We start from the raw sequence: 14,385 nt of genomic DNA, 5'->3' as shown, positions 1-14,385 counted from the left end.
GTCAGTGCAGCGAATCGGCCTTGCTGATCCAGCCGACGATCGCGCGCGTCACGAACGGCGGGGACAACCGCATCGCCAGGCCGGTGAGTTTGGTCTGTAGTCCGACCAGTACGTGCGGGCCGCGCAGTGGTCCGCGCCCGGACGCGGTCCGCCACACCGCCTCCGCCACATCCTGCGGGGTCAGCCGCACGCCGAGGGTGGTCGCGGATTTCGACCCGCGGCTCACCTCGGTCATCATGTCGGTCGCCACGAACAGCGGCAGCAGATCGTTGACCGTAATCCCGTACTGCCGCCACTCCAGGTCGAGGGCTTCGGTGAGACTGCGGACCGCGGCCTTGGTCGCGCCGTACACGGCGAGTCCGGGCTGTCCGTAGAGCGCCGACGCCGAGGCGAGGTTGATCACCCGGCTGCCCGGCGTCCGCCGCAGATAGGGGAGCGCGGCGTGGCACCCATTGAGGACGCCCTTCACATTGACGTCCACCACGCGGTGCTGGCGGTCCACGTCGATCTCGCCGAACGCCCCCGACACCAGGATGCCCGCGTTGTTGACCAGCAGGTCGAGACGACCGGTCGCCCCGGCGAATTCCTTCAGCGCCCGATCCCAGCCCGCCGCGTCGGTGACGTCGAACGCGCCGGTGATCGTGTGCCCGCCGATCTCCGCGGCGGTGCGGGCCACCGCGTCGGCGTCGATGTCATAGAGACCGACCGTCCAGCCCTCCCGCGCGAAGCGGGCGGCGATGGCGCGGCCGATCCCGGCGGCCGCGCCGGTGACCAGGACGGCGGTGCGGGAAGCGCTGTCGGGCTGGGACATCGGAGCCTCTCGGATCGCGGGATCGGGCCGCCGCCGGTGTTCGCGGTCAGGCCGCGCTGCGGCCGAGGCGACCCGGATCGATCATCGCACGATGGAACTCTGCCGCGTCGCGGGCGGCGTCGCGGCCGTCGGCGAGCAGATCCGCGCCCAGGTGGATGAGGGTGTGCGGCGCGCTGGGCCGGATCTGCAGGCGCAGCGACACCCCGGCCGCCTCGGCCCGGCGCGCCACCGCGAGCGCGTCGGTCAGCAGCATCTCCCGGGAGCCGACCTGCAGGAAGATCGGTGGCAGGCCGGTGAAGTCGTGATTCACCACCGACCACGCCGGATCCAGCTCCCCGTCCACCGCGATACCGCGGCGCACCACCATGTCCGGTCCGAGCGCGGGCAGCACCGCGTCGTCGCGGCTGTTGGGGTGCGCGAGACGGGCGGTGGAGTCGAAATCGGCCCACGGCGAGGTGACCGACAGCGCCACCGGCAACGGCAGCTCCCGCTCACGCAGCGTGAGCGCGAGCCGCAATGCCAGCCCGCCGCCCGCCGAATCGCCGGCCACGATGATCTTCTCCGGCGGGAAGCCCTCGTCGAGCAGGTGCCGGTACGCGGTGAGCGCGTCGGCGAGGCTCTCGTTGGGGTGCGCGTCGGGCAGCTGGCGGTAGTCCACGGTCAGCACCGGCAGCTCGCTCAGCGCGGCCAGACGCGCGGTGTGGCGGCGGTAGCTGTGCAGGCCACCGGCGATGAACGCGCCGCCGTGCAGGTAGAGGATGGCGGCGTCGCGGTCCACGCGCGGATCGGGAACCGGTGCGCTCCACAGCCATTCGGCCTCGAAGTGCTCGAAGCGCAGGGTCTCGCGGCGGGTGCCGCGCGGGGTGCCCATGACCCGGGCGGGCTGCTCGGACAACCGGGTCACCCGGAAGATCAGGTTGGCCGGACGCGGTCCCAGGTCGGCGACCCAGGCCCCGGCGCGCAGGAACTGCTGCAGCGTGGTGCGCAGGACGGGGTGCACGAGCCGGGTCCCGATGCGGGCCGGGGGGATCGTCTCCACGATCACCGAGGACGCGGGGCTCACCGCGGATGCGGGATCCTCGCCCGCGGGCACGGGGTGTGAGGGCTGCGGCGTGGTCGCCACGGGCACTCCTGTCCGCGCCACGGCAGGAGGCGCTGAAGAGACAACGATGTCGGTTCGGCTGAAGGCCGTTGACCATCTTGACCGCTGGAACGCGGATTGTCATGTCCGAGAACGAAATTCCCACGTAATCGGGGGTGCGTCCCGGCGTGTGCGCCACCCCCGTTGACTTATGCAGGTAAATGCCTGCATAATTTGAGTCGTGCAACCCGAACCCGACATGGACACGGTTTTCAAGGCTCTGGCCGACGCCACTCGGCGGCAGCTGCTCGACCGGCTGCGTGAGCACAACGGTCAGACGCTGCGGGAACTGTGCGAACGGGTCGCGATGGCCCGGCAATCGGTGACCCAGCACCTCGACATTCTCGAGCGGGCGGGGCTGGTCACCGTGCTACGCCGCGGCCGCGAACGGGTGCACTACATCAATCCGACCCCGATTCACGACATCGAACAGCGCTGGATCTCCGTTTTCGACCACCCCCGGCTGGATGTCCTGCGCGCCATCAAGAACCAGGCAGAGGAGTACGCGATGACCACCACCGTGCCGAACTACGTCTACGTCACCTATATCCGCGCCAGCGCCGAGCAGGTGTGGAAGGCGCTGACCGACGCCGACCTGACCGCCCAGTACTGGGGCCACGCCAATGTGTCGGACTGGCAGGAGGGTTCGCGCTGGGAGCACCGCCGCGTCGACGGCTCCGGCAAGCTCGACGTCGTCGGCACCGTGCTCGAGGCCGACCAGCCCACCCGCCTGGTCGTCACGTTCGAGGACTCGCCGCAGGAGGAGCGCTCGCCGTCGGTGGTGACGTTCCTGATCGAGCCGCACCAGGATATCGTCCGGCTCACCGTCACCCACGAGAATCTGCCGAACGAGGAAATGCTACAAGGCATTTCGAGCGGCTGGCCCGCCGTGCTGGCCAACCTCAAGTCACTGCTGGAGACCGGTGCGGTGCTGCCGCAGGCCCCCTGGGAGATGGAACAGGCGGCACACGCCTGATCCATCCACCCGTTCCGCTGCTTAGCGCGGGGCCATACGGATCGCGCCGTCGAGGCGGATGACCTCACCGTTGAGCATCGGGTTCTCCACGATGTGGCGAACCAGCGCGGCGTACTCGGCCGGGTCGCCCAGGCGCGAGGGGTGCGGCACCTGCGCGCCGAGCGCGTCGATGGCCTGCTGCGGCAGGGTCGCGAACAGCGGGGTGTGGAACAGACCCGGCGCGATGGTCATGACGCGGATCTTGTACGAGGCCAGGTCGCGGGCGACCGGCAGGGTCAGGCCGACGATGCCGCCCTTGGAGGCGGAGTAGGCGGCCTGGCCGATCTGGCCGTCGTACGCCGCGACCGAGGCGGTGTTGACGATGACGCCGCGCTCGCCGTCGGCCTCCTCGACCGCGGACATGCGCTCGGCGGCCAGGCGGATCACGTTGAACGTGCCGATCAGGTTAACGTTGATGATCTTGGAGAAGGCCTCCAGCGGGAAGGCGCCCTGCTTGCCGACCGTCTTGACGGCATTGCCGATTCCCGCGCAGTTCACCGCGATTCGCAGGGTGCCGAGCGCCTGAGCGGCGTCCAGCGCGGCGCTCACGTCCGCCTCGCTGGTGACGTCGCCGGGGGAGAACACCGCGCGCTCACCGAGTTCTTCGGCGAAAGCCTTGCCGTCGGACGAGGGAAGGTCGAGGATAACGACCTTCGCGCCGGCCGAGTGCAGTTCCCGCACGGTGGCCATGCCCAGTCCCGACGCGCCGCCGGTCACAACCGCGACGATATCTGCTGTCTTCACAAATCCTCCAAAATTCTTGGTCTTGTTAATGTAGATTCCGCTCGGATCGCAGGGAAGACCGCCCCGTCGGCGTGGCGTTCACGAGACCGTACGAACCCTGCTACTCGCGCGCACGCGCGGATTGAACGGAGTGTCGTCCGGCGCGTCGAGTCGTTGGAATCCTGTTCATGCGAGAGAATTTCCGATCGGGACCGTTCGGACGCGGAGCCGGTGGCGACGTGGTTCCGGCGGCCTCACCCGGTACCACCGATCACCGACGACAACACACCGTCAGCCACGACCGACCGCCGAGAGGGTCAGACGATGCCGAGCGACGTGCCCGCAGCGGGAATGTTGAAGTCGTACAAAAAACAGTCGCGCTGGTACCCGGCCCTCGACCCGGCCACCCCCGAACCGCCCGGTCGTGACGCGGACCCCGAGACGCCCGCCTTCGACGAGAGCGCCGGCCCGGCCCGCTTCCCGCACTACATTCACGACACCGAGCCCGAGGTCGAACTGCCGCCGGTTCCCGAATCCGTACTGCGGCACAATCGCTTCGACGGCAAATGGTCGGACTGGATGACCGAGACCGGCGAGATCGACTCCTACACCCCGCCGCCGCGCTACCGCGGCAACACGGTGATCGAATTCCCCACGGACAGTGGTGAACCCGCCATCCCGGCCATCGACACCACCGCGCAGTGGCGTGAGACCTTCGAGACCCCCGAACCCGCACTCGCCCAACGACTCCCGGATCGACGGCTGCTCACGCTCGCCTTCCTGATCGTTGCCATTGTTTTGCTGGCCATCGTCGGCGCGGTTGCCCTGTATGTGCTGAATTCCCATGGCGGCGCGGCGCAATCCCTCGGCGAACCCGGTGCCGGAGCCGGTTCTCACCCGATCGCGGTCGCGGCGGCGTACAACGAGATGACGGCCCCCGCGATCATCGGCGACCATGGACCCACCGTGGGCGTTCCGGCCGGATAAGAAGAGAGCGGAGACAATGGATCAGGACTGGAGCCGCTGGCTCGACGAGGTGCCCGAAGTGGGCGAATCGTCGGGTCGTGCCGCGCGTTCCAAGACTCCGGTGGTGCGCTTGCGCAAGCGCCGTGGCGATTCCGGCGAGTCCGGACCCGCCCCGCGCCCGATTCTGGTGGTGGGAGGCTGCGGTGGTGCCGGGACGACGACCACCGCGCTCGGCATCGCGGGGGAGCTGGGCGCCGCCGGTGACCGAACCGTGGCCGTGGACGGCACTTTCGCGGGCAGCGATCTAGCGCTGCGGGGCGCTGACGAGCACTTGAGCCCGATCAGCCTGCAGGACTGGCTCTACGGCCGCGGCGACGACGAGCCCGCGCCGCTCAAGGAGTGCCTCTCGCGGGCGACGTCCGGAATCGGGCTGCTGTGGCGCGATCCCGCGCCGCTGCGCCGCCGCGCCACCTACCTGACCGTCGCCCGCGCTCTCGGCGAATCCGGGTACACCCCGGTTTACGACGGCGGCAATCCGATCGCCAGCCGGCACCTGCGCCCGCTGCTCGAGGACGCCGATATCGCACTGGTACTGGCGATTCCGGCGCGCGTGGACGCCGCCAACCGGCTGCGCGTCACCCTGGAGTGGCTCGACGACCAGTTCGGCGGGCAGGGGGAGGGCCCCGGCGAAGGAATTGTCGGCGACACCACGATCGTCGTCTCACATCAGTTGCCCGCCAGCGATTCTCGAATCGCTGAACATTTGCGCGAGCATTTGGACGGTTGGGTGAACGAGATCGTCGAGATACCCTATGACGCACACCTCGCGCGGGGCGAGCTGGTGCGGCACAGCGAGCTGGCCGCCGAGACACGCCGCGCGTATCGCCGCCTGCTTGCTGGAGTGGCATCATGACCGCAGCCATGAAGGAACGCCGATCCGCCGACCGGAACATCGATTCAGGGGCCGCTCTCGCGGCCGGTGTGGTGCCACCACCGGAAGCCCGCCGCGCACCCCTGTGGGACCGACCCGTACCCGGTGGCGGCCGGGCGCCGCTGGTGTGGCTGCTCGGCGTGCACGGTGGCGCGGGCGCGACCACCCTCGCGCATGTGCTTGCGCCGGCGGCGGATTCGTATCGGCGCTGGCCCGGCGTCTTCGAACGGGAGTCCCCGTTCGTCGTGCTGGTGGCCCGCGAGACCATCGCCGGGCTCACCCGCGCCCACGACCTGCTGCGCCAGCATCACGCCGGACTGGCCGGTTCGTGTGAGGTGCTGGGCCTGATCACGGTGGCCGCGCGCCCGGGCCGGATGCCCGCCGAGATCCGCCGCTACCGCGACGTGGTCGGTTCGCTGGCCGGTCAGGTGTGGCAGCTGCCCTGGCACGAGGAGTGGACGCTGGTCGAAGCCGACCAGTTGCCGGTCTGGTCGCCCGGCGACCCGCCGCCCGTGCAGCGCAAGCGCAAACCCGATCCGTTGGAAGAGGTTACGCAGGCGGTACGGGATCTGGGCGCGGGCATCGTGGCCGCCGCCCAGGACGCGCTCGACTCTCCCCGCGACGTGTTCGCGGACCGGGGGGAGTGATCATGAACACCCTTGGATTGCATTGTGCTGGAAAGATTTCCGAAGTAGGCACCGCCTCCGGTTGGACGGCGGGGCCGGTGATCGGCGAGATTGTTACTAGCAGTTCGCTTTTGGAGAAGGACAGACAATGAGCATGCTCCTCGCCGTACATGACGCGTACGGTCAGATCCTCGCCCAGGTCGGTAACCCGACCCCCGAGGCGCCGCCCGCGTCGGACAAGTTGCTGAAACTGGTTCGGTACTTCACCTGGTTCGTTCTGTTGTCGGGAATCCTGGGCATCACCTACGCCGGTGGCCGGTTCGCCTGGGAGAAATGGACGGGAGGCGGTTTGGAGTCCCCGAAGATGGTGGCCGGCGCGATGATCGGAGGCATCGTCGCGACCAGCGCGGGCACGATCATGAACGCAGTGATCACCTAATGCCCGCCGCGCTGGTGCCGCAGGCCCTGCACGCCGCGCTCTCCACCCGCGCGGACGCGGTGGCCGTGCTGGCCTACAAGCAGATGCCGGCCGATGTGCTCCGGCCGATGATGCAGCTGATCGACTGGCTGCTGTGGTGCGTCCTGCTGTTCTGCCTGGCCTGGATGATCCTGGCCGCGGGCCGGCTGTGGTACGCGTTCCGCGGCGACCTGGCGGCCAACGAGGCGACGCACGGGGTGGTGATGAGCCTGCTGGGCGCGATCATGGCGACCTCGGCCAGCGGCATCGCGCTGGCCCTGCTGCCGACCTGAGGGGCCGGTCAACCGAATTGACCACCCGCACACACGTTCTTGTACACGACACCGTGGAGGCATTGCGATGAGCGAGAAGGAGTCGCCCGAGCGCGACGGCGTCTCGTTCGGCGTGATCGCCTCGGCCGCCCTGGTGGCGGTCATCCTGATCGCCGGTCTGGTGGTCTACTTCGGGCACGGTGACGCCAAGCCCAGCGCCAAACCCGACCCCGGCGCGACGCCGGCGACCTCGGACACCGGCGCCACCGGATTCGCCTCGCCCGAGGTGGATCTGTTCGGCCGCCGCATCGACATCCCCAACAACACGGCGGGCCAGCCCCTGCCGCAGGAATCCGGCAAGCAGCGCAAGGCCACCGACACCGACTGGCTGACCGCGGCCCCGCTGGGCATCACCGACCCGCACGGCTGGCAGCGGGTGTACGGGGCGTCGGTCCCCTTCTCCACCTCCGACGGCCCGGCTCGCCTGGAAAACGGCCTGGCCGTGGGTTATTCGCACACTCCGCAGGGCGCTGCCCTGGCGGCGGCGCAGATCACCTATCGGCTCAACGCCCGGCCCGCGGACCGGGAGCTGTACGTGCGGCAGGTACGCGTGCCCGCCGAACAGCTCACCGCCTACGACCAGGCGCTCGCCGATCAGCGACTGCCGAAACAGCAGCCCGAGAAGGTGACCCGCTACCTGGTCGCCCCCGACGGCTTCCAGGTCGAGAACTACGCCGACGACATGGCCATCGTGCGGCTCGCCGCGCGCGGGCCCGTCGTCGACAACCGGCAGTTGTGGGCGGCGGTGCGCCTGATCATGGTCTGGGACGCCGGCGACTGGCGGCTCAAACCCTCCACGTCGCGGACTTCGCAGACCGAGTACGTGGATTCGCTGGCGGGGTGGACCCGTTGGTGACGACAACAGCTCCACAGGTGACAACAGAAGATATGGCATCGCGACCCATCGAGAGGTGGACCACATGCTGAGGCGGCTAGTCACGATTCTCGCGGTCGTATTCACCGTCATGATCGCGACCCCGACGGTGGCCTACGGCCAGACCTACGGTTTCGACCAGGCCTGCAACGAATTACACGACTCCCTCGACGGACTGGGTGTACCCGGCATCTCGCTCGGCGACGCGGCCTCGGCCGCGTGCAAGGCCGGCAATGTCGCCACCCACCCGAACGAGGTGGCCAACACCGTGCGCGACAAGGCGTGGGACTCCACCTTCGGCAAGGTCGTGGACTCGCTGATGAGTGGTCTCGGTGAGGCGCTGATCCTGGCGCTCACGTTCTGGATGAAGATCCCGAACGAGAGAGTCAGCGACGCCGGAACACTTTTCACGAAGATCAACGACTACACCTATCAAGTCCAGATCCTGTTCCTGATGACCTCGGTGATACTCACCGGCCTGAAACTGGCGCGAGCCAGACGCGGGGCCGCGGTCGACCAGGCCACGGACTCGTTCTGGATGTTCGCCCGGGTGGTGTTCAGCTCCTGGATGCTGGGCGCGGTGATCGTGGCCGCCACCCAGGCCTCGGACAAGTTCTCCGAGTGGGTGATCAACGACTCCACCAACGGCAATGCCAAGAACATGGCCGAGCTGATGGTGAAGACCTCCAAGCTGCAGGCGTTCTCGCCGGGCCTGGTGCTGATCATCGCCATCGTCGGCCTGCTCGGGGCGCTCGCGCAGATCGTGCTGGCCATCGTGCGCCAGGGCATGCTGGTGGTCGCCGCGGGCGTGCTGCCGCTGGCCGCCGCGGGCTCGGGCACCGGCATCGGAATGTCGTCCTACAACAAGCTGATTCGCTGGATCATCGCGTTCATGCTGTACAAGCCGGTCGCCGCGATCGTCTACATGATCGCCTTCACCACCGCGGGCGTCACCGACGACCGCACCGGCACCGCGAACCTGCCCGACGCCGACGAGGCCCAGCGCATGCTGGTCGCCATCGTGCTGCTGGGCACCGTGGCGTTCGTGCTGCCCGCGCTGATGCGTCTGGCGACCGCGGGTGAGGTGGCCATCGTCGGTTCCGGCGGTTCGGGTCTGGCCGCCACCACCGGCACCCTGGTCGGTATCGCGGCGCTCGGCGCGGTCGGTTCGCGCGCGGTGGCCCCGCGCGGGGTCGCCGGTCCGGGTTCGGCCGGATATGTCGGCGGCGGCCGGGGCGGACGGCCCCGGCCCGGTCCCGGCGGCGGCCCGGGTGGCGGCGGCGCGCCGCGCCCGACCCCGCCGCCGCGTCCCGCCGGTGGCGGCGCGGCCGCGAGTCCTGCGGCCCAAGGGGGCGGCGGCGCAGTACCGTCAGGCGCGTCCGCGGTGGCGAGCCGGGTCGCGCAGGCCCGGGCGGCGACCGCCTCGCTGGGCAAGGCCGAATCGACCGCGGGCGACGTCGCCGGTGACCGCTGGGCCAACCGCGCACCCGACCTCGGCAGGAGCACCATCCCGCGATGACGATGACCGACACCTACGAGCGGCGCTCGTACGGACTGTGGCAGAAGCCCCGCAGCGCCGGCCTTTTCGGCCTGCGCTGGGGCGAGACCGTGGTCGGATTCGCCGTCGTCATCACCGCGCTGCTGACGGCGCTGGTGGCCGGTCCGCAACCGGCCGCCGTGGTGGCGGGTATCGGCACGGTCGTGATGGTTCCACTGGTGTGGCGGACGGGGGGCCGCTCCGGCTACGAGAACGGATTGATGATGTTCCATTGGTTGCGCGGCCGGTCCAAGGGCGAGCACGTGTACCGGGGCGGGCGCTTCTCGCGGATCCCCGGCGGCGTCACCCGGCTGCCCGGGCTGATGGCCCCGTCGCGCCTGTACGAGGGCATCGACGCGGGCGGCTACAGCTTCGGCATGATCCACCTCCCGCAGTTCGCCCAGTACACGGTCGTGCTGCGGGCCTGGCCGCAGGGCCACGAGGCCGTCGACCAGCCGGTCATCGACCGCTGGGTCGGCGCGTGGGGCACCTTCCTGGCCTCGCTGGGCCAGACCTCCGACATCGTGGCGGTGGTGCCGGTCATCGACACCGTGCCCGAGACCGGAAACCGTTTGCTCACCGAGGTTTCCGCCATCACCCGGCCCGAGGCGCCCGATCTGGCCCAGCAGGTCATGTACGAGCTGGCCACCGAACTGCCGCAGGAACGGGTGCAGCTGCTGCCGCGCGTGGCCATCACCTTCAAGGCGACCACCGCCGAGCGGCGCAAGAATCCGGCGGAGGAGGCGGTCGAGATCGGCCGCCGGCTGCCCGGCATCTGCGCGGCCTTGGCCGAGGCGGGCGTGCGCTGCCAGCCCATGGCCGCCGACGACATCATCTCCTTCATCCGCCGCAGCTACGACCCGGCCGCGCAGGCCGACCTCGAGGTGGCGGCTGGCGAACCCGGTGGGCACGGCCTGGATTGGGCCGACGCCGGACCGGTCTCGCACGAGGAGCGCTGGGACCACTTCATCCACGACGGCGGCCGCTCGGTCACCTGGGAGATGGACACCGCCCCCGAGGGCGCGGTCGACGAACGCGTGCTGCAGCGGCTGCTCGCGCCGAATCCGGAGGTGCCGCGCAAGCGCATCACCATCGTCTACCGCCCGCACTCGGCCGGTGACGCCGCCCAGATCGTGGACGACGACTACAAGAACGCCCTCGTCGCACAGCAATCCGAGCGCGGCGTGGTGTCCGCGGCGGCCACCCTGCGCGTCGGCGCCACCCAGCAGGCCCGCGAGGAGCAGGCCCGCGGCCACGGTGTCACCCGTTTCGGCGCGCTGGTCACCATCACCGAACCGCTGCGCGGCGATCTGCCCCGCATCGAGTCGATCACCCGGGACCTGTCCACCCAGGCCCGTCTGAAGATCCGCCGCTGCTACCGCTATCAGGCCGCGGCCTTCGCGGCCTCCCTCGGCTGCGGGGTGATCCTCCCCGAACACGCCACCATCCCGAAAGCACTCGCGGGGTAGCCCACCATGTCACGTGACCTCGACCCGCCCGTCCGCGAACGCGACGCCGCGCCACCCCCTGCGCGCCGCGGTTCGCGGCGAGAGCAGGCTCCCGCCGAACCCTACGACGACGCGGACCCGTACCCGCCCACCGGCTCTCGCGTCATGCGCGACGAGCACCGTCCCCGCCGCGGCACCCTCCCGGACCGCCGCATGCTCCGCCGCGACACCCCGATCGACTACTCGGCGGAGTTCGCGGACAACGCCGCGCAGTCCGGTGCCGAGGGAGGCGAGGTGCGCCGCGCCGACAGCGGAGCCTGGGACAACGCGGCTCTCGGTGCGCGACAGGACGATCCGGTCCCGGGCGCGGAGCAGGGAGCGGCCGGGCAGGGGCACGGGCAGCCGGAGTCCCACTCGACCAGCGGTCAGGCTTCGCTCGATCGTGCCGAATCGGTCGTTCCCGCACCGGGACTCGGCGATCGGGCCGGGGAACCGGGCGCATCGGCGGACCGTGGTCGGTTCGAGCCGGCCGGAGTGCGCGTGGAAGCCGGTGGGCCGGATCCGGTGGAATCCCGGGCGGCAACGGTGATCCGTGGCACGCAGGAGGTTTCCGGGGCGATCGAACCGACCGGTCGCGACGACATCGCCGGGGAGCGGAGCGGTACATCGCCGAAGCGGCGGCTTCCGGCCCTGCCCGCCCTCGAACCCGGTGGCCAGAACACCGATTCGACTGCGGTTCTCGGTGACAGCCGCCCGTCCGAGCCGTCGGCAGGTGACGCGGTGTCCCGTGGGCGCGAGCTCGCGGTGCGCGGTGCGACGGACCCGGGCGCAGCGATGCGCGACGGCGCGGGCTCCGGGGACGTGGCCGCGGAACGCGGGCGGGCGCGCGGGCCGGAACGGACCGAGGGGGATCGCATGGACCGCAAGCGGACTCGTGACGTGGAACCCGGAGCCGACACGGCGCGCCGCGGTGAGACCGGCGAGCGCCCACGCCGCGAACGCCCCGCTGACGACGATCCCCGCCGCGCCCGGCGCGGTGCCGAGAGCGGCGACGGGCGTGACCGCCGGAGCGCCGAGACCGACTCCGCGCGTGGACGGCGTGACGGCGACAGCCCTACCGGCCGTGCACGACGTGACGGCGAGGGACACACCGGACGTGAACGGCGCGGTATGGACGGTGAACTCGGGCGTGAACGCCGACGCGCCGACGGAGATCCCGGACGTGACCGCCGCGGGGCCGACGGCCATCGCGGTGCCGACGGTGATCCCGGGCGTGACCGCCGCGGCGCGGACAGCCACCGTGGCACTGACGGCCGCCGCGGCGCGGACGGTCACCGAGGTGCGGACGGTCACCGAGGCGCTGATGGTCACCGGCGCGGCGAGGGTGACCTCCCACGGGAGCGGCGCGGCACCGGCGACCGGGACGCGCGACGCGGTGACGGCGACCGAGACGCGCGGCCCGGTGACGGCGATCGGGATGCGCGGCGCGGCAGCGGTTCCGAAGGACGCGGCCGAGCGACAGACGCGGATCGCGTGCATTTGGGTGGCCGCACCGGAACGCCCGGGCGGGCGCGATCGGCGCGGCCCGAGAGCGAGTCGGGGGAGCGCCCGGCGCGCAACCGGCCCACGCGCAATGGACGCCCCGAGCGGTCCACCGCGGAGGAGCGCGGGCGCGGCGGACTCCGGAAGGACAAGCGGGACAAGGATCTCGATCAGGCCACGCGGGAGGCGGCGGCGGCCAAGCGGGCCGCGGCGCGCAAGGCGGCGGCCAAGAAGAAGCAGTCCGGTCCGAAGCTGCTCGACGACGCCCAGCGGGCCAAGCTGGAGGTGACCGCGCGGGAGGGCAACGGGATCAAGGCGGCCTGGGCCACCTTCCGGTTGCACACCGACGACCTGCGGCGGCGCAATTTCGCGGCGCGGGCCGAGCGCATCGAGTACGGCAACTACGACGAATTCGACCGGACCACCGCACAACTCACCGACCGCGGCTATATCGGCGCGGGCGGCGGGCGGATGAACGTGGTCGGCCGTCCCGTCGAGTATCGCGCCACCACCGCGCAGGTCGCGGGCCTGTGGCCATGGTCGGTCGGCGCGGGCGCGCCGCTCATCGGCACCCCGCTGGGTTCGCATCTGCACACCGGCGCGCCGGTCTGCTTCGACCCGATGAACTGGTTCATGCGCGGCAGCTTCATCACCGCGCCCAGCCTGTTCGTGCTGGGCCTCAACGGTTTCGGCAAGTCCTCGCTGGTGCGCCGGATCGTGCTGGGCGGTGTCGCGCAGGGCATCACGCCGCTGGTGCTGGCCGACGTCAAGCCCGACTACCGCAAACTGGTGGAGCTGGTCGGCGGCCAGGTCATCGACCTGGGCTACGGCCACGGCAAGCTGAATCCGCTCGCCGCCGGTGTGCTGGGTTCGATCGTGCCGCTGCTGCACGAGTTCCCGGAGCTGCAGACCCAGGTGATGCAGGAGATGCGGGCGCGCCAGGTCAGCCTGGTCGCCGGTCTGGTGGAACTGGTGCGAGGCGAGCGGGTGCGCGACTTCGAGGAGACGCTGATCTCGACCAGCCTGCGCATCCTCTACCGCGAGGGCAGCGGCTTCACCCCGGAGAACCCGCCGATCATGGAGGACCTGCTCGACGTGGTGGTCGCCGGCGGCGACGAACTGCGCCTGGACGCGGGCGCCGACGACGAGGAGGAGTACGCCGAGGCGATCAAGGAGCTGCGCCGCTCGCTGCGCGCGCTGACCCAGGGCCCGTTCGGCGCGATCTTCAACGGCCGCACCACGACTCCCATCGACACCACCGCGACCGCGGTCTGCATCGACGTCTCCCACATCCCCACCGGCGACAAGAAGCTCAAGGCCGCCGTCATGCTGGCCTGCTGGGCCGACGGATTCGCGTCCGTCGAAGCGGCGCACGTGCTGGCCGACGCCGACCTGGGCCCGCAGCGCTACTTCCAGGTCGTGATGGACGAGCTGTGGCAGGTGCTGGGCCTGGGCGACTTCATGGTCGACCGCGTCGACGAGCTCACCCGTCTGCAGCGCGGCATCGCCACCTCGCTGATCATGATCAGCCACACCATCAAGGACCTGCAGGCGCTGGGATCCGAGGCCGCCATCGCCAAGGCGCTCGGCTTCCTGGAACGCGCGCGCGCCAAGATCTTCGGCGCGCTGCCGGCCGAGGAGATCGCACGTCTGGATTCCACGGTGCCGTTCACCGCCGCCGAGGAGGACATGGTGACCAGCTGGTCCGCGCCGCAGGCGCTCACCGGTGAGGCGCTCAAACCGGGTCAGCAGCGCCCGCCCGCGCCCGGCACCGGTAAGTTCCTGCTCAAGATCGGCGAGGACCGCCGCCCCGGCATCCCGTTCCACATGGAGTTCACCATCTCCGAGCGGGAGAGCGGAATCCACGACACCAACCAGCGTTTCAGCGAATTCACCGAGACCACCGCCACCCGCGGCGCGGGCACGGAGTCCGGCTCGGACGAGGGGAGCGCCGCATGATGCCGCACCGGTCGTATCGAAGA

At 70.5% G+C, this 14,385-nt stretch carries 15 protein-coding genes; 11 read left to right on the top strand and 4 right to left on the bottom strand.

The genetic code is table 11. The features are described 5' to 3' along the window. Position 1: 1 nt before the first annotated feature. Together ABZ382_RS03905 and ABZ382_RS03900 are read right to left on the bottom strand one after the other, a co-directional pair. Positions 2–811, bottom strand: a complete 810-nt coding sequence (locus tag ABZ382_RS03905; protein ID WP_357083530.1) for an SDR family oxidoreductase — start codon at positions 809–811, stop codon at positions 2–4. Between the two features lie 46 nt (positions 812–857). Beyond that, entirely contained in the window at positions 858–1,934 is a 1,077-nt protein-coding gene (locus ABZ382_RS03900) for an alpha/beta hydrolase (protein WP_357083527.1), read from the bottom strand. 217 nt (positions 1,935–2,151) lie between these two features. On the opposite strand from ABZ382_RS03900, the gene ABZ382_RS03895 reads away from it, so the two are divergent. Further along, on the top strand, positions 2,152–2,928 hold the full coding sequence (locus ABZ382_RS03895) for a metalloregulator ArsR/SmtB family transcription factor (protein ID WP_357084042.1): 777 nt from the start codon (positions 2,152–2,154) through the stop codon (positions 2,926–2,928). A 21-nt stretch (positions 2,929–2,949) separates the two neighbouring features. Here the strand turns inward: ABZ382_RS03895 and ABZ382_RS03890 are convergent, their stop codons facing one another. Continuing rightward, positions 2,950–3,711: a 3-hydroxyacyl-CoA dehydrogenase gene (locus ABZ382_RS03890; RefSeq protein ID WP_357083524.1), complete on the bottom strand. Its 762-nt coding sequence runs from the start codon at positions 3,709–3,711 to the stop codon at positions 2,950–2,952. Between the two features lie 303 nt (positions 3,712–4,014). On the opposite strand from ABZ382_RS03890, the gene ABZ382_RS03885 reads away from it, so the two are divergent. From ABZ382_RS03885 to ABZ382_RS03845, 9 genes are all read left to right on the top strand, one after another. Then, positions 4,015–4,677, top strand: a complete 663-nt coding sequence (locus tag ABZ382_RS03885) for a hypothetical protein (RefSeq protein WP_357083521.1) — start codon at positions 4,015–4,017, stop codon at positions 4,675–4,677. A gap of 16 nt (positions 4,678–4,693) precedes the next feature. After that, positions 4,694–5,569 (top strand): hypothetical protein, encoded by an 876-nt coding sequence (locus ABZ382_RS03880; protein ID WP_357083517.1) that lies wholly within the window; start codon positions 4,694–4,696, stop codon positions 5,567–5,569. Positions 5,570–5,577: 8 nt separating this feature from the next. Next, positions 5,578–6,234, top strand: coding sequence for a hypothetical protein (locus ABZ382_RS03875; RefSeq protein ID WP_357084039.1), 657 nt, complete (start codon positions 5,578–5,580; stop codon positions 6,232–6,234). 2 nt (positions 6,235–6,236) lie between these two features. Next, a complete protein-coding gene (locus ABZ382_RS03870; protein WP_357083515.1) occupies positions 6,237–6,365 on the top strand; it encodes a hypothetical protein in 129 nt (42 codons plus the stop codon). Next, complete coding sequence (locus ABZ382_RS03865) at positions 6,362–6,652, top strand: hypothetical protein (protein WP_213556317.1); 291 nt, start codon at positions 6,362–6,364, stop codon at positions 6,650–6,652. Before ABZ382_RS03870 ends, ABZ382_RS03865 begins: the two co-directional genes overlap by 4 nt. Beyond that, positions 6,652–6,963 carry a hypothetical protein gene (locus ABZ382_RS03860; protein ID WP_357083512.1) on the top strand — a complete coding sequence of 104 codons (312 nt, stop codon included), beginning with the start codon at positions 6,652–6,654 and terminating at the stop codon, positions 6,961–6,963. Before ABZ382_RS03865 ends, ABZ382_RS03860 begins: the two co-directional genes overlap by 1 nt. 67 nt (positions 6,964–7,030) lie before the next feature. Further along, positions 7,031–7,858, top strand: coding sequence for a hypothetical protein (locus tag ABZ382_RS03855; RefSeq protein ID WP_357083509.1), 828 nt, complete (start codon positions 7,031–7,033; stop codon positions 7,856–7,858). 64 nt (positions 7,859–7,922) lie between these two features. Next, a complete protein-coding gene (locus tag ABZ382_RS03850) occupies positions 7,923–9,395 on the top strand; it encodes a hypothetical protein (protein ID WP_357083506.1) in 1,473 nt (490 codons plus the stop codon). Further along, entirely contained in the window at positions 9,392–10,882 is a 1,491-nt protein-coding gene (locus ABZ382_RS03845) for an SCO6880 family protein (protein WP_357083503.1), read from the top strand. The genes ABZ382_RS03850 and ABZ382_RS03845 overlap by 4 nt, the downstream gene beginning before the upstream one ends. A gap of 9 nt (positions 10,883–10,891) precedes the next feature. On the opposite strand, the gene ABZ382_RS03840 is transcribed toward ABZ382_RS03845, so the two are convergent. After that, positions 10,892–12,400, bottom strand: a complete 1,509-nt coding sequence (locus tag ABZ382_RS03840; protein WP_357083500.1) for a hypothetical protein — start codon at positions 12,398–12,400, stop codon at positions 10,892–10,894. Between ABZ382_RS03840 and ABZ382_RS03835 the strand changes: the two genes are divergently transcribed. Continuing rightward, complete coding sequence (locus ABZ382_RS03835) at positions 12,395–14,362, top strand: hypothetical protein (protein WP_357083497.1); 1,968 nt, start codon at positions 12,395–12,397, stop codon at positions 14,360–14,362. The two genes, ABZ382_RS03840 and ABZ382_RS03835, sit on opposite strands and share 6 nt — an antisense overlap. Positions 14,363–14,385 lie beyond the last annotated feature (23 nt).

Origin of the sequence: Nocardia sp. NPDC005825, from assembly GCF_040630175.1 — a bacterium.
Classification (GTDB): Bacteria; Actinomycetota; Actinomycetes; order Mycobacteriales; family Mycobacteriaceae; genus Nocardia.
The sequence above is the reverse complement of the archived record's forward strand: the minus strand, read 5'-3'. Positions and strand labels throughout refer to the sequence as shown.

Coding starts and splice junctions, on each gene's coding strand:
- ABZ382_RS03905 (WP_357083530.1), bottom strand. CDS start 811: ATGTCCCAGCCCGACAGCGCTTCCCGCACCGCCGTCCTGGTCACCGGC.
- ABZ382_RS03895 (WP_357084042.1), top strand. CDS start 2,152: ATGGACACGGTTTTCAAGGCTCTGGCCGACGCCACTCGGCGGCAGCTG.
- ABZ382_RS03885 (WP_357083521.1), top strand. CDS start 4,015: ATGCCGAGCGACGTGCCCGCAGCGGGAATGTTGAAGTCGTACAAAAAA.
- ABZ382_RS03880 (WP_357083517.1), top strand. CDS start 4,694: ATGGATCAGGACTGGAGCCGCTGGCTCGACGAGGTGCCCGAAGTGGGC.
- ABZ382_RS03875 (WP_357084039.1), top strand. CDS start 5,578: ATGAAGGAACGCCGATCCGCCGACCGGAACATCGATTCAGGGGCCGCT.
- ABZ382_RS03870 (WP_357083515.1), top strand. CDS start 6,237: ATGAACACCCTTGGATTGCATTGTGCTGGAAAGATTTCCGAAGTAGGC.
- ABZ382_RS03865 (WP_213556317.1), top strand. CDS start 6,362: ATGAGCATGCTCCTCGCCGTACATGACGCGTACGGTCAGATCCTCGCC.
- ABZ382_RS03860 (WP_357083512.1), top strand. CDS start 6,652: ATGCCCGCCGCGCTGGTGCCGCAGGCCCTGCACGCCGCGCTCTCCACC.
- ABZ382_RS03855 (WP_357083509.1), top strand. CDS start 7,031: ATGAGCGAGAAGGAGTCGCCCGAGCGCGACGGCGTCTCGTTCGGCGTG.
- ABZ382_RS03850 (WP_357083506.1), top strand. CDS start 7,923: ATGCTGAGGCGGCTAGTCACGATTCTCGCGGTCGTATTCACCGTCATG.
- ABZ382_RS03845 (WP_357083503.1), top strand. CDS start 9,392: ATGACGATGACCGACACCTACGAGCGGCGCTCGTACGGACTGTGGCAG.
- ABZ382_RS03840 (WP_357083500.1), bottom strand. CDS start 12,400: ATGCACGCGATCCGCGTCTGTCGCTCGGCCGCGTCCTTCGGAACCGCT.